We start from the raw sequence: 20,022 nt of genomic DNA on the forward strand, positions 1-20,022 counted from the left end.
GGGCCGCCGCGGGAGGTCAGGACAGGGAGCAGGCCCCATCGCGTGGCAGGGTCGCGAGACACAGGACCGCCAGCAGGTGGAGGCCCAGCGCGACGGCCGCGAGCGGCGCCAGGCCCTGTTCGATGAACGGGGCGGCGACGACCGTTCCGGCGGCGGCGCTGCCGAGGATCGCGAGGATGACGAGCGCGGCGCCCCGCGCGTCGTCGCCCCTGGCCGCGACCACCGCCCGGAAGAAGCCGGGCGGGCCGCGCAGCCCGAAGCCGATATTGACCGGCACGAACAGTGCGGCGATCGCCGGGCCCGCGGTCCCGCCCATCAGGGCATAGCCGAGCATGGCCGCGGCGCCGGCGGCCGCGAGGCCGGTGCCGAGCGCGATCACCCGCTCCGCCCCGAAACGCGCGGCTGCCGCGCCGGCCAGGTTGGCGGCGAGCATGAAGGCAGCGATTCCGCAGCCCTGCAGCAGGACGAAGTCCGCGAGGTCGCCGCCGAGCGCGCGGACGAACACGGCCGGCATGCCGAACACGAAGGTCAGCAATCCGCCCAACGCGAAGGCCTGGCTCAGCGCGTAGCGCAGGAAGACGGGGTCTGCCACCAAGCGTGCATAGCTTCCGCGGGGCCGGCGGGCGGCCTGCGGGACCTCGCCCGAACTCCGGATCACGGCCGCAAGGACGAGCGCGAGAATGCCGATCGTCCAGAAGGTCAGGCGCCAGTCGCCGAAGGTCAGGAGCCACACGCCAAGAAGCGGCGCCAGTGCGGGGGCCAGCGCCTCGACGCTGCCCAGCAGGCCCAGGGCGCGGACGGCGCGGGCCTCGTCGAAGCTCGCCCGCACGATCCCGGGCGCGAACACCGCCGGACCGGCCGCAACGGCGCCCTGCAGCGCGCGCAGCGCCACCAGCGCGTCGATGTCGTCGACGGCGGCACAGGCCAGGGATACGCTCGCTGTCCCGAGCAGCGATACCACGAGCAGGGCGCGTGTCGCGAACCGGTCGCCCAGCGCACCATAGACCAGGAGGCCGAGGCAGGTGCCGGCGACATAGGCCGCGAGGACGAGCTGCGCGCGCGCAGCATCGCCGCCGAGCGTCTCCGGCAGCGACGGCACCGCCGGAAGCACCAGGTCCGTGCCCATGATGCCGAGCAGCGTGCCGGCGACCACGAGCCCCAGGACGAGCCATGGTGACGCAATCGCTTCCCTGTGTGCCATGCCATATCCGCCGATTGCCCCGGGGAAGCCTTGTGGCCCGGCCCGGTGCGGCGATCAACGCATAAACCATTCATCGCGCCGGATGGGTCTTCCGGGGAAAAGCATCGCCACTTAGCCAGGCGTGCCGCGGTCCTTCGTCGCTTCGATGGCGTTGGCGATGTGGCGGAGCTTGTCGGGATTGCGCGTGATGTAGATGGCGGTGATGCGCCCATCCTCGATCTCCAGCGCGGTCGTCTGCAGCACCTGGTCGCGCTCGCGGCTGACATAGCCGGGAAGCCCGTCGATCCACATCGGCCGGATGAACTCCGCGCGCCGGGCGACGAGCTTGCGGTGCAGGCTGCCGAACAGGCGCAGCACCCGCTCGAGGCCGAGGATGGGGTTCAGGAAGGCGAGAACCTTTCCGCCGCCATCCGACCTCAGCACGACGTTTTCCGCCAGCATGGCGCGCAGCGCCGCGACGTCGCCTGAGGTGGCGGCGGCGAAGAATGCGCGCGCGATGCGCTCGCCCTCCTCGCGTGCGAGCTTGTAGCGGGGGCGCGCCTGCCGCACGTGTCGGCGCGCCCGCACGGCAAGCTGGCGGACGGCGGCGGCCTCGCGGCCCAGCGTGGTGGCGATCTCGTCGAGAGGCACGTCGAAGACGTCGTGCAGGAGGAAGGCCGCCCGCTCCAGCGGAGATAGCCGCTCCAGGGCCAGCATGAGCGTCAGCGTCAGCTCGTCGGCCCGGGCCTCCTGGTCCTCGGGTTCGGCGACGGGTTCGGGCAGCCAGGAGCCCACATAGACCTCGCGCCGGGCGCGGGCGGTCTTCATGGCGTCGAGGCAGAGGCGGGCGACCGTTCGCTTCAGATAGGCCTCGGGTTCTCGCACCTCGTCCCGGTCGGCCCGCTGCCATCTCATCCAGGCTTCCTGCACGATGTCTTCGGCCTCGGCCATCGAGCCGAGCATGCGGTAGGCGAGGCGCACCAGCCTGGGGCGGTGCGCCTCGAAGGCCTGGACCGCGGGGTCAGGCCGCGGCATGGGCCCCCTCGACGGGATGGACGGCGCGGAAGCCGATCTGCAGCCGGTTCCACAGGTTGATGGCGCCGATAGCCAGGGTCAGGTGGACCTGCTCGGTTTCCGAGAAGGCCTCGCGCAGGAGCGCGTAGTCGGCATCCGGCGCTCCGGTTTCGGCCACCAGCGTCAGGGCTTCGGTCCAGGCCAGCGCCGCGCGCTCCCGCGGCGTGTAGAGCGGCGATTCCCGCCAGGCGTTCAGCATGTAGAGGCGCATCTCGGTCTCGCCGCGCTTGCGCAGGTCGGTCGCGTGCATGTGGATGCAGAAGGCGCAGCCGTTGATCTGCGAGGCCCGCAGCTTCACCAGCTCCAGGAGGGTATGCTCCAGACCGCTGGCTGCCAAGCTGGCCTCCAGCGTCATCATCGCCTTTATCGAGGCGGGCGCCAATTTGAGGGTGTTGTCCAGACGCGGCGTCATTTCTGTCTCCGTTCCACCTGTCAGGGGTGACTACGCGCTATGGACGAGGCGGGCAGGGCCGCGTGTGACATGCTCCGTGAAAATAAGTTGGTGGGACCGGGATGTCGGGCGAGGGAGATGGAATGGCGCGGGTCTTCATCACGGGATCGTCCGACGGGCTGGGCCTGATGGCTGCACGGCTTCTGGCCTCGGAAGGGCACGGCGTGGTCCTGCACGCCCGCAATGAGCAACGGGCCGCGGAGGCCCGTGCTGCGCTTCCGGCTGCCGAGGCGGTGGTGCTGGGCGATGTCTCGACCATGGATGCGATGCGCAGCGTCGCCCAACAGGCGAATGCGCTGGGGCGGTTCGACGCCGTGATCCACAACGTCGCTCTGGGCTATCGCGAGCCGCGGCGGGTGCAGACGGCCGACGGGCTGTCGCAGCTCTTCGCGGTGAATGTGCTGGCGCCGTATTTGCTGACCGCCCTGATGACGCGGCCGGATCGGCTCGTCTACCTCAGCTCCGGCATGCATATGGGCGGCGACGCGGGCCTCGAGGACCTGCAGTGGGAGCGCCGGCGCTGGAACGGAAGCCAAGCCTATGCCGACACCAAGCTGCACGACGCCCTGCTGGCCTTCGGCGTCGCGCGCCGCTGGCCCGATGTGCTGTCGAATGCCGTTGACCCCGGCTGGGTTCCGACCAGGATGGGCGGCCCTGGCGCGCCCGACGACTTTTCCCAGGCGCATCTGACCCAGGCTTGGCTGGCCGCAGGCGATGATCCCGCGGCCCGCGTGACAGGCGGCTTCTTCTACCACCGCAAGCCCCGCCGCGTGAATCCGGCCGCGGAACGCGCGGATCTCCAGGACCGCCTGCTGGACATCTGCCGCGACCTGACGGGGATTGGGATCGCCTGACGGCCTTCGCCGCCCGGTGCTTCGTTCTTTCAGGGGAGCGAGCTGAGCCGTGCAAGCGCAGCGCGTAAGCTGCGCGCCACGGGTCCCAGCGGGGCGTCGATCCGGTGGCCGAGATAGGTTTCCTGGAGGACCTGCGCGTTACGCCCGAGCGCTTCCGTATCGAGCCGCACCAGCCGGCCTTCCTTCACATCACGCTCGATCTGCCAGGCCGGAAGCCGGCCCCACCCAAGACCGGCCAGGATCAGCGCGTGCTTTGCGTCCTGGGTGTTGACGCGGCAGGTCCGTGTCGAGAGGACGCCGAAATCGCGCCCTTGGGAGAGCCGTGTCGGGTCGGATAGGACGATCTGCAGATGGTCCGCGAGGTCGGCAACGCCGATCTTTTCGCCGGATCGTCGCGAGGCCAGCGGGTGGCCGGCGCCAACGACTGCTACAAGCGCCACGGATCCGAGGGCCTCAAGGGCGACCCGGGGATCACGAAAGTCCTCGCCGGCAAGGATGGCGAGCGTGCTTCGCTTGTCGATCAACGCGGCAAGCGGGCCCCCCAGCGGCTCCACGGAGAGGTGCACCGCCACCGAAGGGAAGACCTCCCGCATCTCGGCCAGCGCCGCCGCCACGACCGCCATCGGGAAGAGCGTGTCGACGACGACCGTCAGCTCAAGCTCCACGCCCTCGCCGAGGCCCCGCGCCCGGGCGCGCATGGCATCGACCCTGAGAAGGATGTCCCTCGCATTGGCCAGCAGGGCCCGTCCCTCGGGGGTCAGTACCGGACGATGTCCCTTCCGGTCGAACAGTGCGACGCCGAGCTCGGCCTCCAGGCTGGCGATCGCATGACTTACCGCCGATTGGACCCGGGACAGGCGCGCGGCACCTGCGCGGAAGCCACCGCTTTCGACGACAGCCACGAAGGTACGGATCTGATCCAGTGTCAGCGCGTCCAGCATGATCGTCCAGACCGATCAAACTCATCGATCTTATAGCGCTCCCCGTGATCGGCCTGCAGCGCCATTCTTGGTCGGATCCATCGCCAAGGAGATGAGGATGACCAAGATACTGATCCTCTATTACTCGTCCTACGGCCATGTCGAGACCATGGCCTACGCTGCTGCCGAGGGCGTTCGGAACGCGGGCGCCGCGGCCTCCGTGAAGCGCGTCCCGGAGCTCGTTCCCGAAGCCGTGGCCCGCGAGGCGGGATACAGGCTCAGCCAGCCGGCGGAGGTCGCTACTGTCGCCGAGCTTGCGGATTACGACGGCATCATCATCGGCACGCCGACCCGTTTCGGAAACATGGCGTCGCAGATGAAGAACTTCCTCGACCAGGCTGGAGGGCTCTGGGCAAGGGACGCGCTCGTGGGCCGCATCGGCAGCGTCTTCACCTCGAGCGGCAGCCAGCATGGTGGGCAGGAGGCGACGATCCTGAGCGCCCACGTGGTGCTCCTGCATCTCGGAATGGTCGTCGTGGGCCTGCCCTACAGCTTCAAGGGCCAGATGCGCATGGATGAGATCACCGGCGGCTCTCCCTACGGCGCCTCGACGCTGGCCGACGACGGCGAGGGCGGCGACCGCCAGCCGACCGCCAACGAACTCGAAGGAGCTCGCTTCCAGGGCAGCCACGTTGCGCGCCTCGCCCGCGCGCTGGCAGCTGCCCGAAGCGCGGAGGCCGCCTGATGCCAAGCACCTCCACCATGACCCGAGGCATGGATTGGACGGCGGTTGCCGTCGTGGTCATCTCGGGGTTTGTCGCGTGCCTGCAGGTGGGTAAGGGCGCCATCGCGACGCCATGGGTGCAGGCGGCCTTCCGCATCGATCTTGGTGCGGCCGGCTGGCTGACTGCCGCCATTGCGGCGCTTGGCCTCGCAGGCGGGATCCCGGCCGGTGCGATCGTCGCTCGCATCGGGGACCGACGATGCCTGATGTTCGGCCTGGGCACGATCTTCGTCGGGGCAGTTCTCGGAGCGGCGGCACCGTCCTTTCCTGTGCTCGTCGCGTCGCGGGTCGTCGAGGGGTTGGGATTCCTCCTCGTCACCGTTGCTGGTCCCGCGGTCCTACAGCGTGTCACGGAGCCGCGCCATCTGAACGCATCCTTGGCCCTGTGGAGCTGCGTCATGCCGGCTGGAATGGCGGCCGCGATGCTTGCCGGATCGGCCGCTGGCGACTGGCGGACGCTCTGGTGGGGCGGCGCGGCGTTGGCAGCGATCGCCGGCATCATGACGGGCATGGTCGTCACGGGGAGCGGCACTGGCGAAGCGCCGAGCTGGAGCGGCCTCGGCCGGGATGCCGCATTGACGTTACGCAGGCGCGGCCCGGCTCTGCTGGCTGCCTGCTTCGCGTTGTATGCGCTGATGTTCTTCGCGCTGTTCAGCTTTCTTCCGATCCTGCTGATGGAGCGGATGGCCGTCGCCGCCTCGGTCGCGGGTCCCCTAAGCGCGCTGGCGGTTGGCGTGAACCTCGTCGGGAATCTGGCGGCCGGGTATCTGCTCTCCCGCGGGGTCGGCCGCTCCGCGCTGATCGCGGGAGCCAGTCTTGTCATGGGTCTTTGCGCCCTCGGCATCTTCCTGCCGCTGCTCGGTACTGGTCCAGTCTTCCTTCTGTGCCTGCTGTTCTCGGCAATCGGCGGGCTGATCCCCGCGACGCTCCTGTCCTCGGCGCCGCTTCTGGCGCCCTCTGGGCATCTCGTGGCGATGGTGGTCGGCCTGATGATGCAGGGCAGCAACCTCGGGCAGCTCGTCGGCCCCGTCGCCGTCGGCGGCGTCATCGGAGCCTACGGCTGGCCCGCCGCCGCGGGAGCGGTCGGCGTGGCGGCTGCGCTTGCCATCGTGGCCGCGCTGGCGCTCGGCGCGGCGTTCCGACGCCGTGCAACCCGTTCCATCGCACCTTCGGACGTCGTGTCGTGAACCCCTGGGACGCTCGGGCGGCCCGCCGCGCGGCGAGGCGCAGATCCACCCGCACCAGCTCACGAAACCGTGTCCCCAAGTTGATTCGGCACGCGGCACGGCCGAGATTAGGTTTGCATGGTCATCTTCGGAGAGCAGGAATGCTGCTGAGAAGCCGAACCGCCTCCCAGGCGAGGGAGAGCGAGGTTACGCCGCGGAATCTCGTCCTGTCGCGTCGAACGGCCCTCGCCGGCGCAGCCGCCGCCTTCGCCGTGGGAGGGATCCCGTCGATGTCCGGGGCGGCGGGGCTCTCGTTCCAGACGACCGTACGTCCGAGGGATGAGAAGGCGGATCCGATCGCGCCGATGAAGTCGGCGACGACCTACAACAACTTCTACGAGTTCGGAACGGACAAGGCCGACCCGTCTCGGAACGCCAGGGCCCTTCGGACGCGCCCCTGGCAGGTCGCCGTCGACGGCGAGGTCGTCAAGCCGGCCACATTCGGGATCGAGGACCTTCTTGCCTTGCCGCTGGAGGAGCGGATCTACCGCCTGCGCTGCGTAGAGGCCTGGTCGATGGTGATCCCCTGGGTGGGATTCCCGCTCGCCGAGATCCTGAAGCGCGTGGAGCCGACGGGAAGCGCCAGATACGTCGCCTTCCAGACCCTGCACGATCCCCAGCAGATGCCGGGTCAGCGCGGGCCGGTTCTGCAATGGCCGTATGTCGAGGGCCTGCGCCTCGACGAGGCACGGCATCCGCTGACCATCCTGGCCGTCGGCATGTATGGCGAGGTCCTGCCGAACCAGAACGGAGCGCCGATCCGCCTCGTCGTCCCTTGGAAGTACGGGTTCAAGTCGATCAAGTCGATCGTGCGCATCACGCTGACGCGGGACCAGCCGCCGACCGCCTGGAACCGGTCCCAGCCCAACGAGTACGGGTTCTACGCGAACGTGAATCCGGAGGTCGACCACCCGCGCTGGAGCCAGGCGACCGAGCGGCGGGTCGGCGACTTCTTCCGCCGCAAGACGCTGCCGTTCAACGGCTATGCCGACGAGGTCGCCGGCCTCTATGCCGGCATGGACCTGGGGAAGTACTTCTGACATGGCTGCGGGCCTGAAGCCGGCGGCCACGAAGGCGCTGTCCTCGCGCTGGGCCAAGCCGGCCGTGTTCGCCGCGGCGCTGGCGCCGATGGTCTGGACAATCTGGCTGGCCGGCACCGGCGGCCTCGGCCCGGAGCCGATCGCCGAGGGGGTGCGGCAGAGCGGCCTGTGGGCCCTGCGATTCCTTCTGCTGGCGCTTGCCGTGACGCCCCTGCGCATCGTGACCGGCGTGTCGGCCTTGGCGCGGTTCCGACGCATGATCGGCCTGTTCGCCTTCTTCTACGCCCTGCTGCATGTCGCGACCTATGTCGGGATCGACCAGTTCTTCGACTGGGCGGCGGTCTGGAAGGACATCGTCAAGCGCCCCTACATCACCGTCGGCATGGGAGCCTTCCTGGTCCTGTCCGCCCTCGCGGCGACATCGACCAATGGAATGGTCCGCCGACTCGGCGGCCGACGGTGGCGAACCCTGCACAGGTCCGTCTTCATCGCCGGAGCCGCCGGCTGCCTTCACTACTTCATGCTCGTCAAGGGCTGGCAGCCGTCCCCGCTGGTCTATTTCGGGATCCTGTCGGCGCTGCTGCTCGTGCGTGTCGCAAAGAGCGCCGGCTCACGCGCCGCGGTCGCCCGCGCCGGGATCATGCGGCACGCCGATTAGTCTCGCTGTGGGGCGCCCGGCGGGCCAGGAGCCCGAGGCCGTGGCTCAGGCGCCGCCGCCGGTGTCGCCGTGCGCGCCGAGAATGCGCAGGATCTGCACGCGTTCCGGTAGCTCGATCAGGAACTCCGGATCGCGCTCCAGATGATGGATGCGGGTGGGATCCTCGCCGGCGAAGCGGGACATGGCCTCTATGCTCTCCCAGTAGGAGATCGTGACGAATTCGGCCTCGTTCCCGCGGTCCTCGCGCAGGTGCTGGACGCCCAGCGCCTTCTCGACCAGCGGCTTGATTCCGTTCTCGTAGAGATAGGCCTCGTACTCCTCCGCGCGATCGAGCCGCGTGCGTCCCCGCCAGATCCGGGCGATCGTGGGACGTCTCGTTTGCTCGCCCATGAGCCATCTCCTCCGGTCGGCATGCGGCCGCGTTGCGTTCGGGGTGCCACCCACGCGTGCCGGGCGGCGCGAAACTCCTGGCAGCTTCGCCCGGTTTGACCCTTGGATCAAACAATCGGGAGCATGCATCCATGCGGAGCATTCGCCTACTTCCGCTCGCCGCCGCGATCATCGCACCGGTGACGCTCGCCGCCTGCGGTTCCGACAGCAAGGTGACCGAGCGGACCACCACCACGACCACGTCGCGCTCGGACGTCCTGCCGAGCGATCGCAGCGTCACCGTGGAGCGCACCACCAAGGTCGAGGAGGACTGACCCCGCGGCTCCCTGGCTGTCCCCGGTCCGCGGCGGACCCTCAGCGGGCTGCGGCGCGGCCGGGGGCCGCCAGGGACATCAGCTGTCCCGGCGCGAACTCCGCCTCGGGCCGGAACTCGCCAGTCACCGCGCCATGGATCAGGTACCGGTCCAGCGTGCGCTCCGAGAGGATCAGCACGTCGCGCTGCTCCGCCGAGCGCTCGAGCTGCAGCTCGAGCTTCGCGAGGCGTCCGCCCAGCTCGGCATCGGCGAAGCGGGCGGCACGCAGCAGGTTCTCGCGGCTGACCGTATTCACGTAGGCCGAGACCGGCGCCGTCTCGATCTGGATGATCCCGATCCGGCACCAGCCCTGCGTCATGGCCTGCCAGCGGAGCTCGCGCATGCGCTCCTCGCGGGTGCCGCCCTCCGGCATCTCGAGGCCGAGTTGAAGCCCTGCGACGAGCAGGTAGTCGTCATGGGCGCCCATCTGGTTGTCGAGCTGGATGATGCTCGTCGAGCGACCCTCGCCGGCGGGACGGAACCAGTAGCGGCGGGACGGAAGGTGTTTTGGCATCTGTGCTGTCGGATCCTGCGGGATTCACCGCAATGTGACCCGTGCCGGCCTCACGAACAAGGGGCGCCTGCTATTTCCTGGCCGGCGGCGATTCGGCCTTTCCCGAGCGCGCCTTCGCGGCGGCCGCGGCCGAATTGGCGGAGCGCTTCTCCGGGGCGGGCGCGGCGGCCTTCGGCTTCGCGGGCGGGTGCCCGCCTGCGGTTGCGGTCTTCCTGGCGGAGGATGCCGGCCCGGCAGCGGGGGACGGGGCGTTCGCCAGGGCCGCGACCTCCGGTCCACCCTGGCGTGCGCCTGCCTGGGAGTGGGGCATCGGGTGCCGCCGGGCGATTCGCGCGGGCGCGGGTTTGCCCTGCACCTGGCGGATCGACCAGGACGCGCGGTCGGGCTTCCCGTGCGCGATGATCGGCTGGAGCGCGGCCATGTACTTCTGGGTGGTGCTCGGAAGCTTCTTGTTCCCGGCGCGGATCTCGGCCGCACATCGCGCGCCGCAATTGTAGGCGGCGAGGAAAAGCGGCGCGCCGAACTCCTCGTACATCTCGCGGATAAGCGCCGTGCCGGCCATGACGTTGTCATAGGGATCCCCGGGATCCGGGCCGAGGTCGTACCGCGCCGCGAGCTGCCGGTAGGTTTCGGGCGCGAGCTGCATCAGCCCGATCGTGCCTGAGGCGCCGCGAAGCGGCCGGCCGTTCAAGAAGGCGCGGCCGCCGCTCTCGTGCCGGATCACGGCGCGGATCCAATGCGGCGGAATGGAGAAGCGCTGGGACGCCTCGGCCACGATCAGGCCCCAGGGGTCGTTCGGGTCGGCAGGGGCGAGATCCCCGTCCGGCACTGGGAGGTCGAAGTCCGACAGGCGCGGGAGCGATGGTGGTGGGGACGCCGACGGGGCAGGAAGGAAGACCGGTGGATGCTCCGCTGCCATGGACGCGGAGGAGGAAAGGGCTCCGTCGTTTCGGGCTCCCGTCGCGCAGCCCGCGACCTGAAGGGCGAGCATGACGAGCAATGCTGCGGTGCCGGCGGATCCCGGCTGGATACGGTTGCTGGTCATCCCCCCGGTCCGCGCAATCGCGCCCTAACCGAAAGGGGTAACCCCCATATGTGCCTGCGTCAAGGAAAGCCGCGCCGTGCCGCAGGCGGGCGCCGGTCTCAAGTCAGGCCGGCAAGCGATAGGATAGCCAGTACGACGACCACGACGCCGATGATGTAGAAGATGCTGCGCGCCATCTCGGCTTCTCCCATCAGGACAGTTCACGGTGGGAAAACACGCCCCCTTCGGTCGAGGTTCCTCCCGCGCGGCGGTCGGCCGTGGAACGGCACGCAGCGGTGCAGGACTGCAACATGGCGTCGCAGGGCTGCGCCGCCATGTTCTCCAAAAAGCCGCTTGATGTTCTCGAAACGTTCGATCAGGATCGGGCCATCGAGAGCATTCCCGACCCTGATGGAGGCGATCATGTCCATGCTGCGTTTCCTGCGCGACCTTGTCGGCCTAGTGGCACTCATGACGACGCTTTACGCGTGGACCCTGCTCGGGCAGATCGCCGCCTGAACCCTGCGGAACTCCTGTCGCGTGCGGCGTGTTTGTGCCGCACGAAAGGGCGGCGCCTTCGGGATCATGCCGCCGGGACGCAAAAGGAGTTCTGATGTTCCGGGATTGTTTCCTGACGGCGGCACGACGCGCGGTGCTCGCGTCCTCCGCCGTACTCGGGCTGGCCGCCTGCTCGAGCGACGTGCCGCCCCCCAACGCACAGCTCGGCGCCAGTTCGGCGGCCGTCGCCAGCGCCGAGCGTGCAGGTGCCCTCCAGTACGCTCCGGTCGAGCTTCAGACCGCCCGGGAGAAGCTGGGCCGCGCCCAGGCCGAAGCGCAGGGCGAACGCTACGTCGATGCGCGCCGCTGGGCCGAACAGGCCCAGGTCGATGCGGAACTCGCCGAGGCCCGCGCCGAGAACAAGGCGGCGCAGGAGGCCGTCCGCGCCGTGCAGCGTGACATCGACACGCTGCGGTCGGAACTGAACGGCCGTCCGGCCAGCTGAGCGGCGAGATCCGAGGAGACATCCCATGACGAGCCATTCCAAGGCTGCCCGATTCCTCCCCCTGGCGGTCTGCGCGGCCGCGCTGAGCGCCTGCGCCAGCGGGCCGCAGACCACGGCCGCGCTCGAACAGGCCCAGGCCGAGTACCGTCTCGCGAGTACCGATCCCCGGGTGACCACGAACGCTCCGCTGGAGCTCCGCCGCGCCGAGGAAGCGCTAGTGAGCGCACAGCAGGCCGCTGGCAGTGCGACCGAGATCGACCACCGCGCCTACCTCGCCCGGCAGCGCATCGCCATCGCCCGCGAGACGGCGGAGCTCAAGCAGGCCCGTGACCAGGTGGGCCAGGCGGACTCCCTGAGGGCGCAGTCGCTCCTGCAGACCCGAACCCAGCAGGTCCAGCAGGCGCAGGCGCGCGCGCAGTCACTAGAGCAGCAGGTCCGCGACCTGCAGGCGCAGCGCACCGACCGTGGAATCCTGGTGACGCTCGGCGACCTGCTGTTCGCCACCGGCCGCGCGAATCTGACGCCCGGCGCCGAGGCGCGCGTCGCGGAGGTCGCGCGCTTCCTTCAGGCGAATCCGGGCACGACCGCCCAGATCGAGGGACACACCGACAGCACCGGCAGCTCGCAGACGAACCTGCGTCTGTCGGAGGCACGCGCGGATTCCGTCCGGGATGCGCTGGTCCGCAACGGCATCGAGCCTCAGCGGCTGCAGGCCACCGGCTACGGTGCCGCGCGGCCCGTGTCGGACAACGGCAGCCAGTCCGGCCGGCAGGCGAACCGGCGCGTCGAGATCGTGATCACCGATCCCGAAGGTCGGGTGGCCGTGGCTCCGCCGGCACAGCAGCCCGTGCCGCTGCGCTGAGCCGATCCGCCGAGGGGAGGGAAAAGGAAAGGGCCGGGCATCGATATGCCCGGCCCTTTTCGGCTTAGGGGATTTCGCCCCGACGGTTGATCGGCGTCAGCGGCCGGGCGGGCGGCGTGCCGCCCGATGCGCCGGGATCGGGATCGGACGCTGGGCCTGTTCGTCGCGCCGCGTGGCCGAGATGTCGATCTCGATCCGCGCCAGCGCCTTCCGCAGCTCATGCACGCTGTCCGACAGCGTCTGGATCGACGCCTCGCCGGGCTGCTGGCGCCACGACCGGTACGCCAGAAGGCATGCGCGCGCGGTGTCCCGCAGCCTGGCCTCGACGGCGTCCACGGGCTCGCTGCTGCGGGCTCCAGGGGATGCCGGGGCAGCACCGCTCGCGGGAGCCTGCGGCTCTGGCTGGGGCTGTGCAGGCGCGGCTGCCTGCGCGGGCGGCTCGGGAGCCGGCGGGGCAGGGCGCGGCTCCGGCACGCGCAGGGTCGTGCGGGCCGGCCGCGGCGCGGCTGGCGCCGCGGGAGCAGCGGCGGGCGCAGGAGCGGCAGCCGCAGCCGAGGCCGGTGCGGCGGCGGGCGCAGGAGCGGCAGCCGCCGGAGCAGGCGTATCGGCCGGTGCCGCGGCTTCGGGCTGAGCCTGCGGGGCAGGCGCCGGCTCGCCGGCGGGTGCGGGCTGCGTTTCCGCCTGCACGCCGGCGGCTTCCGCCTTGCGCACGATGTACGAGATCGCACTGGGTGTGCAGTCGAACTCGCGGGCGATCGCCGTCAAGGTCGCTCCAGCGCGGTGGCGCTCAAGAATTTGAGGCCAGGCCGACTGCGGGATGCGTCCTCGACGCTTGGGCGATTCGCCCTCGTTGGATCCGGTGTTCGTAATGTCGCTCGGGTCCCAGATTGAATTCTGTGCCATGCTTTTTGTCGTCGTTCGGAAGTCAGCGGCGCGAAGCAGGACGTCCGCACGGACGACTGCGAAGTTGCTGCCACGGCATGGTGTGGATGGAAGCGTCGCTGACCAATATTGGCGATGCGCGACGCGAACGCCAGCGATAGTTTTCGCAAACGCCCATTTCCCGCCACAGGTCCGCCTTGCGCGCGCCTCGTCCCATGCCCGTATCATACAGTTGCGCTGACGCCGCAGCATTCCGCCCGGGGGCGGGGATCGGAGGCGGACCATCCGCCGGAGGTCCCAACAAGAAACGGAAGAGCAGGCCCGGTCGTTGCAGTCGTGCCTGAATGCGTTGAACGGAACGGCGCCGCCTCCGTTTCTGAATTCAGTTGGCAGCAAGTCGTACCCGGAGGAAGAGGATGCCCGTGACTGGTTTCCGTGGGCTTGGGGTGCCGGGGCGTGCGCTGCTGGCTGCGGCGGCGCTCGGCATCGGGCTGAGTGCCCAGCCGTCGCGCGCCGCGGAGGCGCCGGCCACTTTCGCGGATTTGGTCGAGACGGCGCTGCCCGCCGTCGTGAACATCTCGACCACGCAGCGCGCCACGCCGGCACAGGCGGCGCCGGACCCGTCGGACCTGCCGCCGGGATCGCCTTTCGAGGAGTTCTTCCGCCGCTACCGGGAGGCGCCGGGCGAGAGTGCACCGCAGCAGCCCCAGCACGCGATGGGATCCGGTTTCATCATCGATCCCTCGGGTCTCGTGGTTACCAACAACCATGTGATCGAAGGCGCGGAGAAGGTGCAGATCATCCTGCAGGACGAGCGTGTCCTGGAGGCCGAGATCGTCGGCGCCGACGGCGCGACGGACCTTGCGCTGCTGCGCGTGCGGTCCGAATCGCCCCTGCCGGCGGTGCGCTGGGGTGATTCGCGCGGCCTGAGGGTCGGCGACTGGCTCGTCGCGATCGGCAATCCCTTCGGGCTCGGCGGTACGGTGACCTCGGGAATCCTGTCGGCGCGGGCCCGCGACATTCAGCAGGGCCCCTATGACGAGTATCTGCAGACCGATGCCGCCATCAACCGCGGCAATTCCGGCGGTCCGCTTTTCAACATGCGCGGCGAGGTGATCGGCATCAACACGGCTATCTTCTCGCCGACCGGCGGATCGGTGGGCATCGGCTTCGCCGTGCCGGCCGACCTGGCCCGGCCGGTGATCGAGCAGATCCAGGAATTCGGCAGGCCTCGGCGCGGGTGGCTTGGCGTGCAGGTGCAGCCGGTGACGCCGGACATCGCCGAGAGCCTGTCCCTGGCCTCGCCGCATGGTGCGCTGGTCACCAATGTCACGCCGGGCGGCCCGGCCGAGCGGAGCGGCCTCCGCCAGGGCGACGTGGTGGTCTCCTTCGACGGGAAGCCGATCCGCGAGATGCGCGAGCTGCCGCGGAACGTGGCGGCATCGCCGATCGGCCGCGAGGTCGCCGTCGAGGTCGTCCGAGACGGCGGCCGTCAGAACCTGCGCGTGGTCCTGGGGGATCTCGACGAGGCGCAACGCGTGGCCGCCGTCGCCCCGTCGCCCGCGCAGGAGCCTGCGCCCGACAGCGCTGAGCGCACGCTGGGGCTGGCGCTGTCGCAGCTCGACACCGGGACGCGCGAGGCCTTCGACGTGCCGGCCGATGTGGACGGGGTCGTCGTTACCGAGGCCGAGGGCAATTCGCCTGCCGCCGACAAGGGCATCGCAGCCGGCGACGTCATCGTCGAGGTCCAGCAGGAGCGCGTCGTGCGCCCCGAGGACGTTGCGCGCCGCGTCGAGGAGGCGCGCCGCAGCGGCCGAGGCTCTGTCCTGATGCTGCTCAACCGCGGCGGCGATCTGCGCTACGTCCCGGTTCCGGTGGAAGGCGGGCGCGGGGGCGGCTGAGGCCGCGCGCCACGCCCGCGCTTCACACGCGGCGCCCCGCGCTGCCTTGCCGCCCCGGCGCCCGGTTTCAAGGTGCTTCGAAGGCGCCCAGGAATGCGACGAGCGCCGGTCCCAGCTCGGGCCCGAGATAGCCGCCTTCCTGGATCAACACGCTCGGCAGGCCGAGTCGCGAGATGCGGCGCGCCGCCTCGGCGTAGCCCTCAACCGTCGCCGCGAAAGCCGCGAACGGATCGCTGGCCAGCGCGTCAAGGCCGAGGCCCACCACCAGCACGGCCGGGTCGAATTCCCGCACGACCCCGATGGCGCGGTCGATCGCGGCCAGCCATTCGGTGTCGGTGGTGCCGCGGGGCAGGGGGAGGTTCAGGTTCCTCCCTTCCCCTTCCCCTGTCCCGGTCTCGTGGGCGAAGCCGCCGAAGAAGGGATAGAAGTCGGCGGGATCGCAGTGCACCGACACCGTCAGGACGTCGCCGCGTCCATAGAAGATCGCCTGCGTGCCGTTGCCATGGTGGACGTCGATGTCCAGCACAGCGACGCGGCCGCTGGTCGCGCCGACGACGTGCTGGGCCGCGATCGCCGCGTTGTTGAGATAGCAGAACCCCGCAGCACGGTCCCCGAAGGCATGGTGGCCGGGAGGACGGCACAGGGCATAGGCCGATGGCGCTCCGTGCAGCACGATCTCGGCTGCGTGCACGGCCGCGTCGGCCGCGCCGGTCGCCGCCTCCCATGTGCCCGGGCCGACTGGGCAGGAAGTGTCCGCCATGTGCCAGCCCGCCTGGCCGGTCACGCTGCCGGGATAGCTGTCGAAGAGCGGACCCGGGAACACGTTGGGCACCACCTCGGGGCCCGCGTCGGGCTGGGAGGACCAGCGCTCCCAGGCGGTCTCGAGGAAGGCCAGGTAGCGGGCATCGTGTACGGCGGCCCGAGGCCCGGCCCCAAAGCGGTCTGCGACGACCACCGCGTGACCCGCGGCGCGCGCCGCGGCTCCCAGGCGCTCGGCGCGCTCGGGCCGTTCGGGGCAGGGGCGCGGTCGCCCGCGGGCGACCCACCACCGGGGCTCGTGACGGTCCTGCTCCGGACTCAGGACTACGCGCATGGCCGGCCTCAGCGTGCCGCGACGACGACGATCTCGACCTTGTAGCGCGGCGCGGCGAGCTGGGCCTGCACCGTCGCCCGCGCCGGCGGGTTCGCGGGGTCGACCCAGGCCTCCCAGGCACGGTTCATGGCGGCGAACTCGGCGATGTCGGTCAGGTAGACGGTCGCGGACAAAATGCGCGACTTGTCGGTCCCGGCCTCGGCCAGAATTCCGTCGATCGTCGCCAGGATCTCGCGGGTCTGTCCCTCGGTGTCGCCGGCGCTCTCGGCGACCTGTCCCGCCAGATAGACGGTGTCGCCATGGATGACGGCTTGGCTCATGCGCGGGCCCGGATGCAGACGCTGGATGGACATGGATGGACTCCTCCAAAGGGGAGGCGGAGCATCGCCGGGCCGCGAGCCGCCCGCAAGCCCGCCGTCACGGCATACCGCTTCCGCCGGGCCGCAGCCGCCGCCCGTCAGGTCCAGAGCCAGGCGGCTCCGCGCACGCCGCTGGAATCGCCGTGCCGGGCCTGTAGCACGGGCGTGTCGATTCCGTCGGAGAAGCAATAGCGGTTCATCAGCCCCGGCAGCTCGGCATAGAGCCTCGCGATGTTCGACATGCCGCCGCCCAGGACGATCACGTCGGGATCCAGGATGTTCACGACGCCCGTCAGCGCCCGCGCCAGCCGGTCCACGTATCGCCCGAGGCTGGCCGCCGCCCCCACCTCGCCGGCCTCCGCGCGCGAGACGATCTCGGAGCTCGCAAGCGCCTCGCCGGTGTGGCGCGTGTGATCGGCCTCGAAGCCGGGGCCGCTGACGAACAGTTCGATGCAGCCGGTCCGCCCGCAGAAACAGGCTGGGCCCGGATGCTCCTCGCCCGAGGACCAGGGCAGGGGATTGTGGCCCCATTCGCCTGCAACCGCGTTGCGGCCGCCCAACGGCCGCCCGTCGACGACGATCCCGCCGCCGCAGCCGGTCCCGATGATCACACCGAAGACGACCCTGGCGCCGGCTCCGGCGCCGTCCACGGCTTCGGAAACGGCGAAGCAGTTGGCATCGTTCTCGATCCGCACCGGGCGGCCCAGCGCCGCCTCCAGGTCGCGGTCCAGCGGGTTGCCGATCAGCCACGTCGAGTTCGCGTTCTTCACCAGTCCCGTCCGGGGCGAGATCACCCCGGGAATGCCGACTCCGACCGTGCCCGTCGCGCCAGCCGCCGCATCCAGCCTCAGCACCAGGTCCCGGATCGTGGAGATCGTCGCCCGGTAGTCGCCGCGCGGCGTCGGAACACGCTGGCGCGCGATCTCGCCTCCGGCCTCGTCCAAGGCGATGCCCTCGATCTTGGTTCCGCCGAGATCGATCCCGATCCGCACCTGCACGCCTCCGTCCCCCCGCCCGAGTCTCCGGTTCGTAGCACGTCGCAGGATGTCCCGCCAAAGCATTGTAAACATGGCGACGCTGGGGCAGGATCCCGGTTCCCAGTGGCATTCTGATCCGATCCCCTCGTGCCGATCTCCCCAAATCCCGCGCGCCGCTCCCCCGCAGCGCCGGCTGCGGCTCCGGCACCATGACCACTGAGCCTGCGACCACCGTGCTTGCGGGGACGGCATTTCGGCGGGGCCTGCGCGAAGCGATGGGGTTTCACTGGATCGCCCTGTTCGCGAGCTATCTCGGCTTCGGATCGCTGATCCGGGGCGCTGGAATGGATCTCTGGCTCGGGCTCTATTCCACCCTTTTCACCTGGACGCTTCCTGGCCAGGTCGTCGCCGTCGAGCTGATGGGCATCGGCGCATCCCTTGCAGTGATCGCCGCCTCCGTGGCGCTGACCAATGCGCGGCTGCTTCCAATGGTCGTCGTGCTGATGCCGCTGATGCGGAATCCGGCCGTGCCACGCTGGGCCTTCTATCCGCTCGCGCATCTGGTTGCCGTGACCGGGTGGGCGGCCGCGCTCCTGCGCTTCCCTGCGATGCCCGTCGAGGAGAGGATCCCCTGGCTGATGGGCTTCGGCGCCGTGCTCAAGGCCGCGGGCCTGCTCGGGACGGCCGCCGGTTTCGCCCTGGCCGGCACGCTGCCGCCGGTCGTCACCCTCGGCCTGGTCTTCGTGAACCCCGTCTACTTCATGCTGGTCTTCGCCGCGGACCTTCGCGAGCGGGCCAAGGTCTGGGCGCTGGGCCTCGGCGCCGTCCTCGGGCCGCTCCTCCATCTTGCAGATGCCGAGTGGGGGCTGCTCGCGGCCGGGGTGGTGGCTGGAACGGCCGCCTTCCTCATTGTCGGGAACGGAACGGCCCGCAGCGGAGCGCGCCGTGGCTGACGGCGGCTGGATCTGGCCCTTCGTCGTGCTCACGGTGGCGGCGGCCGTGACCTATGCCTGGCGCGGCCTCGGCGTGGCTCTGGCAGGGCGGATCAATCCCGGCGGCGCGCTGTTCCGATGGGTTTCCTGCGTGGCCTATGCGCTGCTCGCGGCGCTGGTCGCGCGCATGATCCTGCTCCCGATCGGTCCGCTGGCACAGGCGCCTCTCTCGGCGCGCCTCCTGGGCGCGTTCCTGGGGCTTGCGGCATTCCGGCTTTGTCGACAGAACCTGCTCGCCGGGGTCGCCGCCGCGGTGGCGGGGCTGATTGCGCTGACCGCCTTCGCGGGATAGACGAGCGCCGGCGGGGCCCCGCCGGGCCCGGCATCCGGCGCTTGCCCTGCGTTTGGGCGCGGGCTAGTGTCCGACAACCTTGGGATCGGCCTTCAAAGGCTTCATTTCCAAGGAACAAGAATAGGGAGTGCTCGTCCGCTGCCACGTCGCACAGGGGTCCGCCTCTGGCGGAGCCGTCGTGGCCATCGTGTGGACGTAAATCAGCAGGGAATGCGGCAGCCAAGGGACTTCACGTGGCGGGCCGCACGGCAGATCGCTGGGAGGGTGCGGATTTGGAATATTTTCTGCAACAGTTGATCAACGGACTTACGCTTGGGGCAATTTACGGTCTGATCGCGATCGGCTACACGATGGTCTACGGGATCATCGGCATGATCAACTTCGCGCATGGCGAGATCTACATGATCGGAGCCTTCGTCGCGGTGATCGCGTTCATCGTGCTCGGCCTCGCGGGGATCACCTGGGCTCCCGCTGCGATTGCCCTCGTGCTCCTGCTCTCCATGGCCTTTACCGCGGTCTACGGCTGGACCGTCGAGCGCTTCGCCTACAGGCCGCTGCGCGGCGCCCCCCGGCTGGCCCCGCTGATCTCGGCGATCGGCATGTCGATCCTGCTCCAGAACTACGTCCAGCTCCTCCAAGGCGCGCGGGTCAAGCCGATCCCGCCCGTGGTGCAGGGCGGCTTCACGATCATCGAGCGGGCCGACGGATTCGCCGTCAACATCTCCTATCTCCAGATCCTCATCATCCTCACCACCGTGGCCCTGATGGCCGGCTTCACGGCGCTGATCAACGGGACGCCGCTCGGGCGTGCGCAGCGCGCCTGCGAGCAGGACAAGAAGATGGCGGGGCTGCTGGGGGTCGACGTCGACCGCACGATCTCGCTGACCTTCGTGATGGGCGCCGCCTTGGCCGCCGTCGCGGGGGTGATGGTGACGATGTACTACGGCGTCATCGACTTCTTCATCGGCTTCCTCGCCGGCGTGAAGGCGTTCACCGCCGCGGTCCTCGGCGGCATCGGATCGCTTCCCGGCGCCATGCTCGGTGGGCTCGCGATCGGCCTGATCGAGGCCTTCTGGTCGGGGTACTTCAGCATCGAGTACAAGGACGTCGCAGCCTTCTCTATCCTGGTGCTCGTCCTGATCTTCCGGCCTACCGGCCTGCTCGGCCGGCCCGAGATCGAGAAGGTCTGAGCC

Annotated in this window: 24 protein-coding genes; 12 read left to right on the forward strand and 12 right to left on the reverse strand. The window is 70.0% G+C overall.

The window, feature by feature from the left end; genetic code table 11:
* Positions 1-16 precede the first annotated feature (16 nt).
* The 3 genes from JUB13_RS08705 to JUB13_RS08715 all read right to left on the reverse strand — a co-directional run bounded on the left by JUB13_RS08705 (position 17) and on the right by JUB13_RS08715 (position 2,666).
* Complete coding sequence (locus tag JUB13_RS08705) at positions 17-1,201, reverse strand: MFS transporter (protein ID WP_207478406.1); 1,185 nt, start codon at positions 1,199-1,201, stop codon at positions 17-19.
* Between the two features lie 111 nt (positions 1,202-1,312).
* Positions 1,313-2,215 (reverse strand): sigma-70 family RNA polymerase sigma factor, encoded by a 903-nt coding sequence (locus tag JUB13_RS08710; protein WP_207478407.1) that lies wholly within the window; start codon positions 2,213-2,215, stop codon positions 1,313-1,315.
* Entirely contained in the window at positions 2,202-2,666 is a 465-nt protein-coding gene (locus JUB13_RS08715; protein ID WP_207478408.1) for a carboxymuconolactone decarboxylase family protein, read from the reverse strand. Before JUB13_RS08715 ends, JUB13_RS08710 begins: the two co-directional genes overlap by 14 nt.
* A gap of 122 nt (positions 2,667-2,788) precedes the next feature.
* On the opposite strand from JUB13_RS08715, the gene JUB13_RS08720 reads away from it, so the two are divergent.
* Positions 2,789-3,559, forward strand: coding sequence for an SDR family NAD(P)-dependent oxidoreductase (locus JUB13_RS08720; RefSeq protein ID WP_207478409.1), 771 nt, complete (start codon positions 2,789-2,791; stop codon positions 3,557-3,559).
* 29 nt (positions 3,560-3,588) lie between these two features.
* Here the strand turns inward: JUB13_RS08720 and JUB13_RS31240 are convergent, their stop codons facing one another.
* Positions 3,589-4,500, reverse strand: a complete 912-nt coding sequence (locus tag JUB13_RS31240) for a LysR family transcriptional regulator (protein ID WP_236024824.1) — start codon at positions 4,498-4,500, stop codon at positions 3,589-3,591.
* 97 nt (positions 4,501-4,597) lie between these two features.
* Here JUB13_RS31240 and wrbA point away from each other — a divergent pair, with 97 nt between their 5' ends.
* The 4 genes from wrbA (at position 4,598) to JUB13_RS08750 (ending at position 8,187) form a co-directional block, all read left to right on the forward strand.
* Entirely contained in the window at positions 4,598-5,224 is a 627-nt protein-coding gene (gene wrbA / locus JUB13_RS08735; RefSeq protein ID WP_207478410.1) for an NAD(P)H:quinone oxidoreductase, read from the forward strand.
* On the forward strand, positions 5,224-6,450 hold the full coding sequence (locus JUB13_RS08740; protein ID WP_207478411.1) for an MFS transporter: 1,227 nt from the start codon (positions 5,224-5,226) through the stop codon (positions 6,448-6,450). The genes wrbA and JUB13_RS08740 overlap by 1 nt, the downstream gene beginning before the upstream one ends.
* A 140-nt stretch (positions 6,451-6,590) precedes the next feature.
* Positions 6,591-7,529, forward strand: a complete 939-nt coding sequence (gene msrP / locus JUB13_RS08745; protein ID WP_207478412.1) for a protein-methionine-sulfoxide reductase catalytic subunit MsrP — start codon at positions 6,591-6,593, stop codon at positions 7,527-7,529.
* A gap of 1 nt (position 7,530) precedes the next feature.
* A complete protein-coding gene (locus tag JUB13_RS08750; protein ID WP_207478413.1) occupies positions 7,531-8,187 on the forward strand; it encodes a protein-methionine-sulfoxide reductase heme-binding subunit MsrQ in 657 nt (218 codons plus the stop codon).
* 45 nt (positions 8,188-8,232) lie between these two features.
* Here the strand turns inward: JUB13_RS08750 and JUB13_RS08755 are convergent, their stop codons facing one another.
* Complete coding sequence (locus JUB13_RS08755; RefSeq protein ID WP_207478414.1) at positions 8,233-8,577, reverse strand: hypothetical protein; 345 nt, start codon at positions 8,575-8,577, stop codon at positions 8,233-8,235.
* A gap of 131 nt (positions 8,578-8,708) precedes the next feature.
* On the opposite strand from JUB13_RS08755, the gene JUB13_RS08760 reads away from it, so the two are divergent.
* The gene (locus JUB13_RS08760) at positions 8,709-8,891 is read left to right on the forward strand and encodes a hypothetical protein (RefSeq protein ID WP_207478415.1); all 183 of its coding nucleotides are present in this window, start codon (positions 8,709-8,711) and stop codon (positions 8,889-8,891) included.
* 40 nt (positions 8,892-8,931) lie between these two features.
* On the opposite strand, the gene JUB13_RS08765 is transcribed toward JUB13_RS08760, so the two are convergent.
* The 3 genes from JUB13_RS08765 to JUB13_RS08775 all read right to left on the reverse strand — a co-directional run bounded on the left by JUB13_RS08765 (position 8,932) and on the right by JUB13_RS08775 (position 10,899).
* A complete protein-coding gene (locus tag JUB13_RS08765) occupies positions 8,932-9,444 on the reverse strand; it encodes a hypothetical protein (RefSeq protein WP_207478416.1) in 513 nt (170 codons plus the stop codon).
* Between the two features lie 70 nt (positions 9,445-9,514).
* Positions 9,515-10,489, reverse strand: coding sequence for a lytic transglycosylase domain-containing protein (locus JUB13_RS08770; protein ID WP_207478417.1), 975 nt, complete (start codon positions 10,487-10,489; stop codon positions 9,515-9,517).
* A gap of 200 nt (positions 10,490-10,689) precedes the next feature.
* The gene (locus JUB13_RS08775; RefSeq protein WP_207478418.1) at positions 10,690-10,899 is read right to left on the reverse strand and encodes a hypothetical protein; all 210 of its coding nucleotides are present in this window, start codon (positions 10,897-10,899) and stop codon (positions 10,690-10,692) included.
* 182 nt (positions 10,900-11,081) lie between these two features.
* On the opposite strand from JUB13_RS08775, the gene JUB13_RS08780 reads away from it, so the two are divergent.
* Both JUB13_RS08780 and JUB13_RS08785 read left to right on the forward strand, forming a co-directional pair.
* Positions 11,082-11,471: a DUF4398 domain-containing protein gene (locus JUB13_RS08780; RefSeq protein WP_207478419.1), complete on the forward strand. Its 390-nt coding sequence runs from the start codon at positions 11,082-11,084 to the stop codon at positions 11,469-11,471.
* 25 nt (positions 11,472-11,496) lie between these two features.
* Positions 11,497-12,333 (forward strand): OmpA family protein, encoded by an 837-nt coding sequence (locus tag JUB13_RS08785; RefSeq protein WP_207478420.1) that lies wholly within the window; start codon positions 11,497-11,499, stop codon positions 12,331-12,333.
* A gap of 96 nt (positions 12,334-12,429) precedes the next feature.
* On the opposite strand, the gene JUB13_RS08790 is transcribed toward JUB13_RS08785, so the two are convergent.
* A complete protein-coding gene (locus tag JUB13_RS08790; protein WP_236024825.1) occupies positions 12,430-13,098 on the reverse strand; it encodes a hypothetical protein in 669 nt (222 codons plus the stop codon).
* Between the two features lie 533 nt (positions 13,099-13,631).
* Here JUB13_RS08790 and JUB13_RS08795 point away from each other — a divergent pair.
* Positions 13,632-15,116, forward strand: coding sequence for a DegQ family serine endoprotease (locus JUB13_RS08795; RefSeq protein ID WP_207478422.1), 1,485 nt, complete (start codon positions 13,632-13,634; stop codon positions 15,114-15,116).
* A gap of 67 nt (positions 15,117-15,183) precedes the next feature.
* Here the strand turns inward: JUB13_RS08795 and JUB13_RS08800 are convergent, their stop codons facing one another.
* The 3 genes from JUB13_RS08800 to JUB13_RS08810 form a co-directional block, all read right to left on the reverse strand.
* A complete protein-coding gene (locus JUB13_RS08800) occupies positions 15,184-16,209 on the reverse strand; it encodes a histone deacetylase family protein (RefSeq protein WP_207478423.1) in 1,026 nt (341 codons plus the stop codon).
* Positions 16,210-16,217: 8 nt separating this feature from the next.
* Positions 16,218-16,562, reverse strand: a complete 345-nt coding sequence (locus JUB13_RS08805; protein WP_207478424.1) for a RidA family protein — start codon at positions 16,560-16,562, stop codon at positions 16,218-16,220.
* Between the two features lie 104 nt (positions 16,563-16,666).
* Positions 16,667-17,566: an ROK family protein gene (locus JUB13_RS08810; protein ID WP_328702894.1), complete on the reverse strand. Its 900-nt coding sequence runs from the start codon at positions 17,564-17,566 to the stop codon at positions 16,667-16,669.
* Positions 17,567-17,754: 188 nt separating this feature from the next.
* On the opposite strand from JUB13_RS08810, the gene JUB13_RS08815 reads away from it, so the two are divergent.
* The 3 genes from JUB13_RS08815 to JUB13_RS08825 all read left to right on the forward strand — a co-directional run bounded on the left by JUB13_RS08815 (position 17,755) and on the right by JUB13_RS08825 (position 20,019).
* A complete protein-coding gene (locus JUB13_RS08815; protein ID WP_207478425.1) occupies positions 17,755-18,498 on the forward strand; it encodes an AzlC family ABC transporter permease in 744 nt (247 codons plus the stop codon).
* Positions 18,491-18,829, forward strand: coding sequence for an AzlD domain-containing protein (locus tag JUB13_RS08820; RefSeq protein WP_328702895.1), 339 nt, complete (start codon positions 18,491-18,493; stop codon positions 18,827-18,829). The genes JUB13_RS08815 and JUB13_RS08820 overlap by 8 nt, the downstream gene beginning before the upstream one ends.
* Positions 18,830-19,101: 272 nt before the next feature.
* A complete protein-coding gene (locus JUB13_RS08825) occupies positions 19,102-20,019 on the forward strand; it encodes an ABC transporter permease subunit (protein ID WP_207478427.1) in 918 nt (305 codons plus the stop codon).
* Positions 20,020-20,022: the final 3 nt, after the last annotated feature.

Origin of the sequence: Arenibaculum pallidiluteum (assembly GCF_017355985.1) — a bacterium.
GTDB classification, from domain to species: Bacteria; Pseudomonadota; Alphaproteobacteria; order Azospirillales; family Azospirillaceae; genus Arenibaculum; species Arenibaculum pallidiluteum.

What these genes read in the sequence shown, in the direction of transcription:
- JUB13_RS08780 (WP_207478419.1), top strand. Translation starts at nt 11,082, where the DNA reads ATGTTCCGGGATTGTTTCCTGACGGCGGCACGACGCGCGGTGCTCGCG.
- JUB13_RS08770 (WP_207478417.1), bottom strand. Translation starts at nt 10,489, where the DNA reads ATGACCAGCAACCGTATCCAGCCGGGATCCGCCGGCACCGCAGCATTG.
- JUB13_RS08705 (WP_207478406.1), bottom strand. Translation starts at nt 1,201, where the DNA reads ATGGCACACAGGGAAGCGATTGCGTCACCATGGCTCGTCCTGGGGCTC.
- JUB13_RS08755 (WP_207478414.1), bottom strand. Translation starts at nt 8,577, where the DNA reads ATGGGCGAGCAAACGAGACGTCCCACGATCGCCCGGATCTGGCGGGGA.
- JUB13_RS08765 (WP_207478416.1), bottom strand. Translation starts at nt 9,444, where the DNA reads ATGCCAAAACACCTTCCGTCCCGCCGCTACTGGTTCCGTCCCGCCGGC.
- JUB13_RS31240 (WP_236024824.1), bottom strand. Translation starts at nt 4,500, where the DNA reads ATGCTGGACGCGCTGACACTGGATCAGATCCGTACCTTCGTGGCTGTC.
- JUB13_RS08750 (WP_207478413.1), top strand. Translation starts at nt 7,531, where the DNA reads ATGGCTGCGGGCCTGAAGCCGGCGGCCACGAAGGCGCTGTCCTCGCGC.
- JUB13_RS08710 (WP_207478407.1), bottom strand. Translation starts at nt 2,215, where the DNA reads ATGCCGCGGCCTGACCCCGCGGTCCAGGCCTTCGAGGCGCACCGCCCC.
- JUB13_RS08740 (WP_207478411.1), top strand. Translation starts at nt 5,224, where the DNA reads ATGCCAAGCACCTCCACCATGACCCGAGGCATGGATTGGACGGCGGTT.
- JUB13_RS08715 (WP_207478408.1), bottom strand. Translation starts at nt 2,666, where the DNA reads ATGACGCCGCGTCTGGACAACACCCTCAAATTGGCGCCCGCCTCGATA.
- JUB13_RS08760 (WP_207478415.1), top strand. Translation starts at nt 8,709, where the DNA reads ATGCGGAGCATTCGCCTACTTCCGCTCGCCGCCGCGATCATCGCACCG.
- JUB13_RS08800 (WP_207478423.1), bottom strand. Translation starts at nt 16,209, where the DNA reads ATGCGCGTAGTCCTGAGTCCGGAGCAGGACCGTCACGAGCCCCGGTGG.
- JUB13_RS08775 (WP_207478418.1), bottom strand. Translation starts at nt 10,899, where the DNA reads ATGGACATGATCGCCTCCATCAGGGTCGGGAATGCTCTCGATGGCCCG.
- JUB13_RS08805 (WP_207478424.1), bottom strand. Translation starts at nt 16,562, where the DNA reads ATGTCCATCCAGCGTCTGCATCCGGGCCCGCGCATGAGCCAAGCCGTC.
- msrP (WP_207478412.1), top strand. Translation starts at nt 6,591, where the DNA reads ATGCTGCTGAGAAGCCGAACCGCCTCCCAGGCGAGGGAGAGCGAGGTT.
- wrbA (WP_207478410.1), top strand. Translation starts at nt 4,598, where the DNA reads ATGACCAAGATACTGATCCTCTATTACTCGTCCTACGGCCATGTCGAG.
- JUB13_RS08720 (WP_207478409.1), top strand. Translation starts at nt 2,789, where the DNA reads ATGGCGCGGGTCTTCATCACGGGATCGTCCGACGGGCTGGGCCTGATG.
- JUB13_RS08815 (WP_207478425.1), top strand. Translation starts at nt 17,755, where the DNA reads ATGACCACTGAGCCTGCGACCACCGTGCTTGCGGGGACGGCATTTCGG.
- JUB13_RS08795 (WP_207478422.1), top strand. Translation starts at nt 13,632, where the DNA reads ATGCCCGTGACTGGTTTCCGTGGGCTTGGGGTGCCGGGGCGTGCGCTG.
- JUB13_RS08785 (WP_207478420.1), top strand. Translation starts at nt 11,497, where the DNA reads ATGACGAGCCATTCCAAGGCTGCCCGATTCCTCCCCCTGGCGGTCTGC.